This window comes from Mesorhizobium sp. M0626 (assembly GCF_040320665.1).
Classification (GTDB): domain Bacteria; phylum Pseudomonadota; class Alphaproteobacteria; order Rhizobiales; family Rhizobiaceae; genus Mesorhizobium.
In genome coordinates this window covers 203,361-215,668 of sequence record NZ_JAMYQD010000012.1, presented here as the reverse complement: position 1 = coordinate 215,668, position 12,308 = coordinate 203,361, and the positions used below count along the sequence as shown (strand labels likewise).

Sequence of the window (12,308 nt, the reverse complement as noted above, 5' to 3'; positions counted from 1 at the left end):
TCTGATGCGCAGGCTGCTACGGCTACGACCTTCGCAGCTAATTGTATCCGCCACTGCAAAACCAGTCGGACGCCGCAAGTGCGGTGTACATAGCGGTTTGCCATGAATTGATGTGCGCAGCCGCGCTGCTTTCGGCCCTACGCAAAAGCTCCCCCCGAATATCGTCTACTGCCCCCCGCTCGCCAATTCGTTGCAAGCCGTAGCGGATGTTGGTGAGTTCCACGGCCGAGTGCGATGCGTAAAGCGCACCAAGACCGAACGTTTGGAAATGCAAGCGTAGCCGCGTTTGCATTGTCTCGGACCAATCTAATGGTGGGTCGGGAAAGTACAAAAGTGCAGCGGGGTTGCGTTCCTGTACACTCGCACGCAGCCAAACATCGTCATCCACGTTGTCGAAGTAGGGGTGCAACGTCTGCTCATTCGCAGCGCCGGGCTGGGCGTCCAGCTTCGCCTTGTTGCAGTCCCCGCACGAAGGAACCAGATTAGCGGGCGTGACCACGAGCGCCGGGTGAAGAGATTGTGCAAGGTAATGATCGAGCGTGCCCACCGTGCGTTGTCCGCACATGGGGCAGATGTCATTAGGTGAAAGCTTCTTGATTGCATCATAGATGTGGCGCGTGTTCTTGCTCTTCGCAAAGGTCCCTTTGTAAACACGTTTCATTTCGTCACTGGTTACATCGCCGACGCCGCCGGACTGCGAAATGGAGAAAAGTGTCTCTGTATTTCCGTGCTCAACATAGGCCGTTTCGGCCTCTTCGATCTGATCCTCAATAAGCTCGAGTCGTGTCGTAAGGTTTTCATCTCGGATGCTCTGCGCACATTGATCGAGAATGTCGCGGGCGGCGTATGCCGGGCGGATGAGACGACGCATAGATTTTCCTAAAGTCCGACTTCGCGCTCAGCTACGAGCGCTTGTACTATTGCTCGTGCCTCGTCACCAAGTTGCCCGCCAAAATGATCAACTACTGCGTCATACCCTAGCCGGTGCTGGTTAACTGCATTGTCGAGCATTCGGTGAAAGCCAGATTTTGTCACCTCGAAACCGAACACTTCGCGAGTAAGAATGCCGACGTTCTCGCCAAAGGTCTCGATGGACGGTCGCTCGGCTACTGAAACGCGCCCGGAGCGACGGAGTTTCCACGCGCAGGATTTCGGCACTTCTTGCAAGACCACTGGCGAATGGGTAGCGACTACAGCCACGCCATTGCGCCTTATTAGCAGATCGGACAGCGCGCGAATGAACGCGGATAGTAGAGGTGGATGAAGATGACCCTCTGGTTCGTCCAGCAGGACAAGCGTTCGTTCGTCAACCAGTTCAACCAAGCGGGTCATTGTGAGAAGAACTATGGCGTGACCGGAACTGAGCCTTTTGTAAAGCAAGAGAGCCTCATCTGCCCAAGCATCGTCGCCCATCTCCAACAGTGCCCCGACGTTTGCCTCCGCAAAGAGATCATCGGCTTCCAGAGTTTCGACAGCCGCAAGCCAACGAAGTGATCGCAAACCTTGGCGACAGGAGGAGAAGCTGTCCTGAAAGTCTTTCGCCAAATCGGCTGGCGTCTTCCTGGCCATGTACTCCTGGTCATCTTCACCGGCCTGCCATTGAAGAAGGCCAACCTGACTTGATCGGATCAAGTCGTTGGGAAGCGGACGAAGGTCGAAGTCATCGAATGCGCTGAATGAGATCATGACCAATCCTGAGAATGACCAAGCCTCTCCCGCCCGCGCATCTACGACTATTTCTCCGACGGATTCGTCACCCTCTTCCGGTTCGCGCCCAAGCAACGCTATCGCGACCCCTCGCATACAACGTGTTTTGCCAACGCCGTTTCGCCCGATAAGGACGTGCACGTTTGTTGGCGGTTCCGATTCTGGAGTGACCTCGAAGTGGGTGATCGGTGGTTCGATGCCTTCGCCTGGCTCGGGAAAGGCATAGCCGAATTTGAATTCCGTAAGCGTAACGTCGCCGCGCGAGAGTCTATGTAGGCGGCCGCGAACGTTGCTGGCGTCTACGCTTCGAAGCAGTGACCTCGCCATAACATTTTGCGAGCGCGCGCCGTCGAAAATGGCCAGGTCGTATGCGCAATCCCGAAGGCCCACCAACACCCGCTCACGCTGAGGCACGGATAAGCTGTTGAGTGTCTCATAGTAATTCTCATCTGGCCTAGTGAGAAAAACTCATCGTCAAGGCTGTCAAATGTCTCTGGCAATTCTGGAGCGCGCTGCCCGGGAGCGGTGGTTCCCGAGGGACGCAGCTCGTGCTGGCCGATTTTTACCGAGCCCACCTGGTGTCGGGCGGCATGTTCGTCGAACACCCAAAGAGTAAACATGGTCCGATAGCTGAACCAATCATCCCAGTTGTCTACAAGGAGGAACGCTGAATCTCGCGGATTAACGGGCACCTCGCTCCAACTGCTAATCACGGTAAAGAACATGCGATGCTGCCTGAGCGGTTGAAACGCGAATTATGTGAATTAAAGGCTAGCGCACTCCATTTCAGCAACTAGTTTGTTGCCCTGCGGAAACGCAAGGCCCGCACTGCGATGGTTCACAATACCGTTGACAGTCGGGAGCGCATTTTAATTGTCAGCCGTCAGTTCTTGGAGACTAGGGTCGGGTGCCGACTGTCACATAGTAAGAGGGCATACCGCAACTCGCAAATAAGCCAACCCGAACGGTAATAAGGGTGCTTCCTTGCCATTCAATGTTGCCGATTTCGATTTCATGTAAGCAATCTGTGGGTTGTTCCTTAGCTTGCCAAAGGCATCCGACATGATCGTAGTGGCCGGAGTAAGTGTCGCCTGGTGCTATATTCTTCTGGATAAAATCTGCAACCAAGGGTGTAAAAGGGTTATCTCGATGGTAATGGCTAGCGTAAACGTGACCAATTTTGGCGATCATCTGGCAAAAACCGACGGTATCGATCGCCTGGCTTGATATTTGTCGATTTGGTAGTTCTTAAGTGTCGACGCACTTGCATTGATATTGTATAGCCAGATTTACCCTCAATCGCCCAATTTTTCCGAACAGGATCGAACATCTCAGTTGCGATAGAATGCTCAAATGCCGCTGTAACTTTCTGGCAGGTATTGCAGGACGCTCGCGGCAATTCCAAGCCTGCGCCAAGAAACTCTGGCAGCACGTGCTCGCTGGTGAGCTTTAGGGGTTGGCCGTTGGCTTGCTTGCTTCGGCCACAAAAAGCACAGTGACCTAAGCTAGGAAGCTTGGACCTAACCTTTTGGGCCGGGAAGTCTTCTAAATACTCTCCAAAAAAACGCCCTTCCGTGTCAGAGAAACGGAAAGCGCCACCTTTGGGTTGGTAATCAGGTTTGCCAAGAGGCGGTAGGTACGCGAGATCATCCCAAGCAAATTTCCAATATCTGCTTAGTTCGACGGTTGGTGAATTGTCGCCGCGCATCAGTGTTCTCCATTTCCGAGAGGAGATTGTATGCATTAACCGCTTAATGGAGCTCTTGGCATTTCTGTCGAGAGCTTTCTCTGTCCACAATGATCCGGCCGTCAGTCCACGCGAGAACCCCGGCGAAAGCCGGGGTTCTTTTTTCGTCAATTCGTTGTCCGAAGCGTCGGATCAGACCGAATAGTACATGTCGTATTCGACCGGATGCGGGGTCATTTCGAAGCGCATCACTTCGGCCATCTTGAGCTCGATGTAAGAGTCGATCTGGTCGTCGTCGAAGACGCCGCCGGCTTTCAGGAAGCCGCGGTCCTTGTCCAAGCTTTGCAGCGCTTCGCGCAGCGAACCGCAGACGGTCGGAATCTTCTTCAGTTCCTTCGGCGGCAGGTCGTAGAGATCCTTGTCCATCGGCTGTCCCGGGTGGATCTTGTTCTTGATGCCGTCGAGGCCGGCCATGAGCATGGCGGCGAAAGCGAGGTAGGGGTTCGCGCCCGGATCGGGGAAGCGGACCTCGACGCGCTTGGCTTTCGGCGACGAGCCGAACGGAATGCGGCAGGAGGCCGAACGGTTGCGCGCGGAGTAGGCGAGCAGAACCGGGGCTTCATAGCCAGGCACAAGGCGCTTGTAGGAGTTGGTCAGCGGGTTGGTGAAGGCGTTGATCGCCTTGGCGTGCTTGATGATGCCGCCGATGTAGAACAGGCACGACTCCGACAGGCCGGCATATTCATTGCCGGCGAAGGTCGGCTTGCCGTTCTTCCAGATCGACTGGTGGACGTGCATGCCCGAGCCGTTGTCGCCGAAAATCGGCTTCGGCATGAAGGTGGCCGTCTTGCCATAGGCGTTGGCGACCTGGTGCACGACATATTTGTAGATCAGCATCTTGTCGGCGTTGCGGACCAGCGTGTCGAACTTGATGCCGAGCTCGTGCTGGGCAGCGGCAACCTCGTGATGGTGCTTTTCGACGCGCACGCCCATTTCGGCCAGCACGGTCAGCATTTCGGAGCGCATGTCCTGCGCGCTGTCGATCGGCGGCACAGGGAAGTAGCCGCCCTTGACGCGCGGGCGGTGGCCGAGATTGCCGGTCTCGTAGTCGGTGTCGTCGTTGGACGGCAGTTCGGTCGAGTCCAGCTTGAACCCGGTGTTGTAGGGATCGGCCTTGTACTTGACGTCGTCGAAGACGAAGAACTCGGCTTCGGGGCCGACATAGATGGTGTCGCCGATGCCTTCGGCCTTCATGTAGGCCTCGGCCTTCTTAGCGGTGCCGCGCGGGTCGCGGTTGTAGGATTCGCCGGAGACTGGATCGAGAATGTCGCACAGGATGACCATGGTCGACTGGGCGAAGAACGGATCCATGTGGACGGTGTCCGCATCGGGCATCAGCACCATGTCGGACTCGTTGATCGCCTTCCAGCCGGCGATCGAGGAGCCGTCGAACATGACGCCGTCGGCGAACATGTCTTCCTCGACCTCGATGACATCCATCGTCACGTGCTGCAGCTTGCCCTTCGGATCGGTGAAGCGCAGGTCGACGAATTTCACGTCGTTGTCCTTGATCTGCTTCATGATGTCTTTGGCTGTCGTCATGTCGTTTCTTCCCTGTGTGATGACGTTTCGAGGAGACGTTAATCTGAAATCAGAAAGCTCAGACGGCGTCCATCCCCGTTTCGCCGGTACGGATGCGAACGACCTCCTCGATGTTGGAGACGAAGATCTTGCCGTCGCCGATGCGGCCGGTCTGCGCCGCCTTGCGGATGGCTTCGATGGCGCCTTCAACGGCGTCGTCGCCCAGCACGACTTCGATCTTCACCTTGGGCAGGAAGTCGACGACATATTCGGCGCCGCGATAGAGTTCGGTATGCCCTTTCTGGCGGCCAAAGCCCTTGGCCTCGGTCACGGTAATGCCTTGCAGACCGGCCTCCTGAAGCGCTTCCTTCACTTCGTCTAGCTTGAACGGCTTGATGATCGCTTCGATCTTTTTCATGTAAAAAGTGGCCTCCACTGCCAAAAAAACGGGTTGTGCGCCCCGCTTGCGCCTCCATCAAGCACGAACTGTGCCAATTTCAGCCCACGCGAAGCGGTTTCGCGCAATTCCAATGCCGCGCCGCGCCGGGATGCACATTCGCGTCATCCTCTGCTTCGGCTGCGGCAAAGCTGCCCGAAGCCTACACATTGCCGCTTCCGGCGTCTGCACGATAATTAGGCAGATTGCGCATTTTGCAGGCCCGCGCGAATCCGTGGCACCAGTCTGCGAAAGGATTGGCCGCACGCCAACGCAGCACCTGGCCGTTTGCTTCGAATCCGAAACTGGACAATGCTCGATAGGGACAAAGGGGTCGGCCTTGAACGAAATGCGGATCGGCAATCCATGAGCAATGAGGTCCTGTCGCCGGCCGAGATGGGCGAGGCCGACCGGCTGGCGATCGCGGCCGGTCCGCTCGACGGCTATGGCCTGATGCAGCGCGCCGGCGAAGCGGTCGCTGCTGTGGTCCTGGCACGCTATCCCGCAGCAAGCCGCGTGCACGTGCTGTGCGGCCCCGGCAATAATGGTGGCGACGGCTATGTTGTAGCGCGGTTGCTGGCCGAGGCTGGTGTGAATGTGGCGCTCTGGGCCGAAGGCAAGCAGAAGCCCGGGAGTGATGCGGCGCGAGCTTCCGAGGCCTGCAATCTGCCGGTCGAGCACATCGGACACTGCTACCCGGAACCGGGTGAAGTCGTCGTGGACGCGCTCTATGGTGCGGGATTGTCGAAGAAGATATCCCTGCATGCCTCTGCCGTCTCAGGATTGGCCGCGGCGGAGCGCGTGCCTGTGGTGTCAATCGATCTGCCTTCTGGTGTGTCGGGCGAGACCGGCTTGAGCAACGCTTATTTCAAGGCCGACGTGACGGTGACGTTCGTGCGGAAAAAGCCCGGCCATCTGCTGATGCCGGGGCGCAGCCTCTGCGGCGAGATCATCATCGCCGATATCGGCATTCCGGATGCGATCGTCGATGAGTTCAAGATCAAGACGTTCGAGAACACGCCTGATTTCTGGCTATACAGTTTTCCGAAAACGGCGGTCGATACACATAAGTATAAGCGCGGCCACGTCAGCGTCTTTTCCGGCGGGCCGAGCGCGACAGGTGCGGCGCGGCTGTCGGCGATGGCTGCAGCCAGAGCCGGGGCAGGGGCGGTGACCGTGCTCTCGCCTGAAAATGCCATGCAGGTAAACGCCGCGCATCTGACATCGATCATGCTGCGCGAGGCCGGTTCGATGGAGGAAGTGCAGGAATTTTTGTCGGCGAGGCACCCCGAAGTACTTGTGTTCGGACCAGGGCTCGGGCCGAAACCCAAAGTGGGGGATTTCGCGTTGCAATTGATCGCGACGGTCGCTGACCTAAACCGCACGTCGACGAGTTCATTCGGAATTCAGCGCCCTGCCATTGTCTTGGATGCTGACGCCATCACGTCATTGGCGCATCAGCCTCAGGCCCTGTTCGACGCCGCGCTGCTCCCGTGGGCGCCGGTATTGGTGCTGACGCCGCATGAAGGCGAATTCGCCAGACTTTTTCCCGACATCGCGAAGGACAAGAAGCAGTCGAAACTCGCCAAGGCGCGCGCAGCCGCTGAACGAGCCAACGCCATCATGGTCTACAAGGGCGCCGACACCGTCATCGCGGCGCCGGACGGCCGCGCGGTGATCAACGCCAATGGTGCACCATGGCTCGCCACCGCCGGTTCCGGCGACGTGCTGGCGGGCATTGTCGCCGCGCTGCTGGCGCAGGGCATGCAGGCATTCGAGGCCGCCTGCGCAGCGGTCTGGATCCATGCCGAGGCCGGCAGCCGCTTCGGACCGGGTCTGATCGCCGAGGATCTGCCGCTGGCGCTGGTGCCGGTGCTGCGTGAACTTGTCGAGGCACGGCAGAAGGTGCCGATCGGATGAAGCGTTTCGCGCTCGCCATTGCAGCCATCATCGCGCTGTTCGCCTCGCATGGCGTGCGCGCTGAGCAGCCGGTGACCATCGTCGACGATCCGGCGGTGCTCGCCGCCCTCGATGCCAAGGGGTTTGGCTTCGCCGGCATTTTCGCCGTCGACGGCGCGGACGATCTGAAGACGCTCTACAGTGAGGTGCCGGCCTATCGTGCTGTTGTCGACATGGTGGCGGCCGATATTGCCACGCTGCGGGCCGAGATAAAGGCCGGCGGGCGCACGCTCTACGAGGTGACCGACGGCAATGTCGGCCGCATCATGGATATGCGCTGGCTGAAGACCGAGGCCGCGCGCTTCCGCCTGGTCGGCGTCGTCAACCGGCTGGACCGGCGTGACTTCACCGCGCTGCAAGGCGACAAGAGCTGTGGCGAGGTGCGCTTCATCTATCGCCTGGCCTACAGTTTCCGCAAGAACGGCAAGGTTTTGGCATCGCGGCTGCCATTCAATTTCAACGCCGTCTACAGCGTGGCGCCGGATGCCGATGGCGGCTGCGTCGGCGTTGCCGGGCGCTGGACACCGCAGATCGACGAAAACGTCGATGCCGGCTGGCTGGCCGGCGGGCCGCTGGCACCGGAGGAACTGACTTTCAAACAGCTCGAACTCAACGCGCAAGTGGTGCGCTTTCCCTCGGGCCAGGAGACCGAGTTCGGCGGGCAGGCGGCCTATCTGATGCGGATCTTCGGTATCGATGGCGCTGCCATCAGCGAGAAGCCGCTGGAGAATACGCCTGACGTTGCGCGGCTCTCGGATGATGCCGCACTGAAGAAAGGGCTCGCCGACTACGTCAGCGCCAATGTCGCGGCCATCGATCTCGGCGTCTACGAAATCCCCGACGAATTCCTGGCCAAGAAAATCATCTCGTGGTCGACCTTCGGCAGCGCGAGACGGGCCAACCATCCGTTCACGCCGCTGTTCCAGCCAGCGGATTTCGCCGGCTTGGACTATGCGGCGCTAAAGCTGGTGCGGACACCGGAGGCGCTGGTCGAGCGGCTGGACAATGGCGCCTGCCAGGGCTGCCACCAGGGGGGCTCGACGGCCGGCTTTCACTTCATCGGCCTCGACGACAAAACGACGTCGCCTCTCAACCGGATCGAGGTCGGCATCTCGCCGCATCTCCATGCCGAGATTGCGCGACGTGAGGCCTGGCTGCGCGCGACGGAAGAAGGCAAGGAGCCGAACCGCTACCGGCCGCTGTCCTTCGCGCCGCCGGCGACATGGACCGATGCCGGCGATGTCGACTACGCCCCGGCCGAGATCGCGATGCCGTGCCTGATGCCGGATGATGCAAAACGCTTCGGCGCGACCTGGCAATGCGGTGGCGGCACCGTCTGCACGCCGCTCGCGACGGCTTCAGGCGTGCATACCGCGTTGGCGCAATGTCTGTTGCCCACGGACAGTCCAAAGATGTTTTCGGGCCATCCCTGCCTGACCGGGTCGATCGCCAGCAACCCGTCTCAGCCGTTCAACGACCGCTACAAGATCACCGGCCAGTTCGCGGCTTTTGCGCCGACCTTTTCGCGGACCGCCTACACCTGCCGGCCACCGAAAATCGGCGTACCGGCAGGCATCGCTTATCGCGCCTGCGACGACAAGGACCGCAGCTTCGCCGCATTCAAGACGGGCAAGCCGATGCCATCGGAAATTTGCGGCATGGTCGGCGGCAAGAAATTCGACACCTGCGTCGCCACCAACAATTTCGACCAGTGCCTCGGCGGCGCGGTCAACCGCGGCAACCGTCCAGCCTGCTCGGCTGATCATTTCTGCCGCGAGGACTATATGTGCCAGTCGCTGCCGCCGGACACGCCGGGTGCTGCCAAGGTGAAAGGCATCGGCTACTGCTCGCCGACCTATTTCATCTTCCAGATGCGCATCGACAATCACGCGACGCCCTGGGCGAGCGCGACCAGCGCCCCCAGGAATGCGGGGTTCGGGGCGGCGGAAGAGGAGTGAGCCTGGGAGTTGGGAAACCACCAGTTCAGCGCTGGAGATAGTCTTCCATCCGCGCAGTCCATTTGGTGTCGAATTCCGAAATATGGCGCTGTGCTACGCTCGAGTTCAGCAGCGTCGAGAGCGCGGTCACGGCGATCGGGTCCAGGTCGGGCGGCTCCGTGTAGCCAAGCGCCGCCAGCCGTTGAGCCCATGATGGATGGGTGGACTTTGCGTCATCCGGGCTTGCCCACGCCTTGCGGGCGCAAACATTGAGGCAAATGGGTTCTCGCAGCTGGCCGGCAGCTTCCAGCATGCGCTCGAGCGGCGGTCGCGGCGGACGCAAAGCACCTCGCAATTCATGCTGCAAAGGGTCATAGACCGTCTCCGCGAAATGCACGTCTGCCGTGGCAAGAAGCAACAGCGCGCGTGCGGCGTGCTCGGCGTCGCCGGAGGATGCCGCGTGTCGATCTGCCTTGATCTCCGCTTCGCGCGAAAGCCGGATTTCTTCCCGCTCGAACGATTGCGACAGCCAGCCGATAGCGGCGTGGAGCAGGCTGCCTGTGATCGTGGTTCCGGGCGGGGCATACTCGAAGACAAATCCGAAACCGTTTTCGAACTCAGCGAGATTGAGGCTGCCATTGGTATCCTTGTTGCGCACATGCGCGTCCTCATGGGCAAGGATCGCGGCAAGCGCTCTTTCATCGGTCACTGCGAGGAGAGGGATGCCAATGGTTAGAAACAGCCGATTGCCGAGAAGGCCGAGAAGCGTGCGCTCTTCGTGCACGCTGGCGTTCAGGTTGCCCTCTAGTATGACAACCGTGCGCGCAGCACGGCGCGGTCCGGCGACGCTCCGCCACAGCGCCCAGAGGCCGGGCGCTTCTGCTTCACTGACGCCTTTGATCTTGCTGCGTCGGAAGCCCGCAAACAATGTGCCGAACAGAAATGCCAAGGCCGTGGTGGCGATCGGCATGACGACGAAGCCGCTGGCGATAAACCAGATTGGATGGTTGTCGAGCAGGGACATCCAGACGCAGAAGATGATGAGAGCGGGAACAACGAAAAACAGGACCGTGAACCTGCCAAACCGCCGACCGGCGCTGATGATCAGTCGCGACATTGGATGTTACAACGGGATGTTGTCGTGCTTCTTCCAAGGGTTCTGCATGTCCTTCTTGCGCAGCATGCGCAGCGCGCGGGCAATGCGGCGGCGGGTCGAATGCGGCATGATCACCTCGTCGACATAGCCGCGTTCGGCGGCGACGAAGGGCGACAGGAAGCGGTCTTCGTAAGCCTTTGTGTGAGCTGCGATCTTTTCGGCGTCGCCAATATCCTTGCGGTAGATGATCTCGACCGCGCCTCTCGCCCCCATCACCGCGATCTGCGCCGTCGGCCAGGCATAGTTCATATCGCCGCGCAGATGTTTTGAGGCCATCACGTCATAGGCGCCGCCATAGGCTTTGCGGGTGATGACGGTGATTTTCGGCACGGTCGCCTCGGCGTAGGCAAACAGGAGTTTCGCGCCATGCTTGATCAGGCCGCCATATTCCTGCGCGGTGCCGGGCAGGAAGCCGGGGACGTCGACGAAGGTGACGATGGGAATGGAAAAACAGTCGCAGAAGCGCACGAAGCGCGCCGCCTTGCGGCTTGCGTCGGAATCGAGCACGCCGGCCAGCACCATCGGCTGGTTGGCGACGAAGCCGACGGTGCGGCCTTCGACGCGGCCGAAACCGGTGACGATGTTCTTGGCAAAGTTCTGCTGGATCTCGAAGAAATCGCCTTCATCGGCAACTTTGAGGATCAGGTCCTTGATGTCGTAAGGCTTGTTGGCGTTGTCTGGGATCAGCCGGTCGAGCGACAGATCATGGTCGGTGACCGACTGGTAGCATTCGATCTCAGGAAGCTCCGACGTATTTGACGCGGGCAAAAGGTCTACCAGCCGGCGCATCTGCAACAGCGCCTCGACGTCATTGTCGTAGGCGCCGTCGGCAATCGACGATTTGGTCGTGTGGACGGACGCGCCGCCAAGGCTCTCGGCCGTCACCGTCTCGTTGGTGACCGTTTTGACCACATCCGGCCCGGTGACGAACATGTAAGAGGTGTCGCGCACCATGAAGATGAAGTCGGTCATCGCAGGCGAATAGACGTCGCCGCCGGCGCACGGGCCCATGATCACGGAAATCTGAGGAATGACGCCGGATGCGAGCACGTTGCGCTGAAAGATCTCGGCATAGCCGCCTAGCGCCGCCACGCCTTCCTGGATGCGGGCGCCGCCGGCGTCGTAGATGCCGATGATCGGCGCGCGGTTGCGCAGCGCCATCTCCTGCACCTTGATGACCTTTTCGGCATGAGCCTCCGACAGCGAGCCGCCGAAGACGGTAAAGTCCTTGGCGAACAGATAGACCGGACGGCCATTGACCGTGCCCCAGCCGGTGACGACGCCATCGCCGGCGATCTTGGTCTTCTCCATGCCGAAATCGGTCGAGCGATGCTCGACATACATGTCGAACTCCTCGAACGAGCCTTCGTCGAGAAAGACCTCGATACGTTCGCGCGCCGTCAGCTTGCCCTTCTTGTGCTGGGCGTCGATGCGGGTCTGGCCGCCACCCATGCGGGCGATCTCGCGGCGGCGCTCGAGTTCCTTCAGCACGTCCTTCATCGCTCGGTCTCCAGAAATGGAAGCTGCATTTGTGGTAATGATGCCTGCAGGCGTGTGCAAGCGCCGCTTTCGGCCTCGACTATTGCGCTGCAACATGTGGCCCCTTGCATTCCGGAGCGAACTCAGCCATATGCAGCCCATAGGCGCTTGGGCCGGAGATTCCGGCCTTCTCGACAAATGAGACTGGTTGCGTCTGTTTTCCCTCTTTCCGGTATATCGGCCCCTCTTTCCGATACATCACGAAGTGGCGAAAGAGCCCCGTGGCATGACGCCTGCGGGCACGACAGCGCAGCCGAGTGGACGTTTCCGTCCGCCCGCCTTGTCGTTTCATATCAAATTTCTCGA

Annotated in this window: 9 protein-coding genes; 2 read left to right on the top strand and 7 right to left on the bottom strand. The window is 59.8% G+C overall.

The genetic code is table 11. From position 1 onward, the window contains the following. Positions 1–37: 37 nt before the first annotated feature. The 5 genes from NKI37_RS17425 to NKI37_RS17405 all read right to left on the bottom strand — a co-directional run bounded on the left by NKI37_RS17425 (position 38) and on the right by NKI37_RS17405 (position 5,393). On the bottom strand, positions 38–871 hold the full coding sequence (locus NKI37_RS17425) for an HNH endonuclease (RefSeq protein ID WP_352788895.1): 834 nt from the start codon (positions 869–871) through the stop codon (positions 38–40). 8 nt (positions 872–879) lie between these two features. After that, entirely contained in the window at positions 880–1,686 is an 807-nt protein-coding gene (locus tag NKI37_RS17420; RefSeq protein WP_352794518.1) for an AAA family ATPase, read from the bottom strand. A gap of 1,180 nt (positions 1,687–2,866) precedes the next feature. Then, positions 2,867–3,415: a hypothetical protein gene (locus NKI37_RS17415; RefSeq protein WP_352788891.1), complete on the bottom strand. Its 549-nt coding sequence runs from the start codon at positions 3,413–3,415 to the stop codon at positions 2,867–2,869. 171 nt (positions 3,416–3,586) lie between these two features. Beyond that, entirely contained in the window at positions 3,587–4,996 is a 1,410-nt protein-coding gene (gene glnA / locus NKI37_RS17410; protein WP_023672775.1) for a type I glutamate--ammonia ligase, read from the bottom strand. Between the two features lie 58 nt (positions 4,997–5,054). After that, the gene (locus NKI37_RS17405) at positions 5,055–5,393 is read right to left on the bottom strand and encodes a P-II family nitrogen regulator (RefSeq protein WP_006205430.1); all 339 of its coding nucleotides are present in this window, start codon (positions 5,391–5,393) and stop codon (positions 5,055–5,057) included. 384 nt (positions 5,394–5,777) lie between these two features. Here NKI37_RS17405 and NKI37_RS17400 point away from each other — a divergent pair, with 384 nt between their 5' ends. Together NKI37_RS17400 and NKI37_RS17395 are read left to right on the top strand one after the other, a co-directional pair. Then, positions 5,778–7,331: a bifunctional ADP-dependent NAD(P)H-hydrate dehydratase/NAD(P)H-hydrate epimerase gene (locus tag NKI37_RS17400; protein WP_023691258.1), complete on the top strand. Its 1,554-nt coding sequence runs from the start codon at positions 5,778–5,780 to the stop codon at positions 7,329–7,331. Continuing rightward, positions 7,328–9,328: a hypothetical protein gene (locus NKI37_RS17395; protein WP_352788888.1), complete on the top strand. Its 2,001-nt coding sequence runs from the start codon at positions 7,328–7,330 to the stop codon at positions 9,326–9,328. Before NKI37_RS17400 ends, NKI37_RS17395 begins: the two co-directional genes overlap by 4 nt. 25 nt (positions 9,329–9,353) lie before the next feature. Here the strand turns inward: NKI37_RS17395 and NKI37_RS17390 are convergent, their stop codons facing one another. Both NKI37_RS17390 and NKI37_RS17385 read right to left on the bottom strand, forming a co-directional pair. Beyond that, positions 9,354–10,331: a M48 family metallopeptidase gene (locus NKI37_RS17390; RefSeq protein ID WP_352788885.1), complete on the bottom strand. Its 978-nt coding sequence runs from the start codon at positions 10,329–10,331 to the stop codon at positions 9,354–9,356. Between the two features lie 99 nt (positions 10,332–10,430). Further along, positions 10,431–11,963, bottom strand: a complete 1,533-nt coding sequence (locus tag NKI37_RS17385) for an acyl-CoA carboxylase subunit beta (RefSeq protein WP_352788882.1) — start codon at positions 11,961–11,963, stop codon at positions 10,431–10,433. Positions 11,964–12,308: the final 345 nt, after the last annotated feature.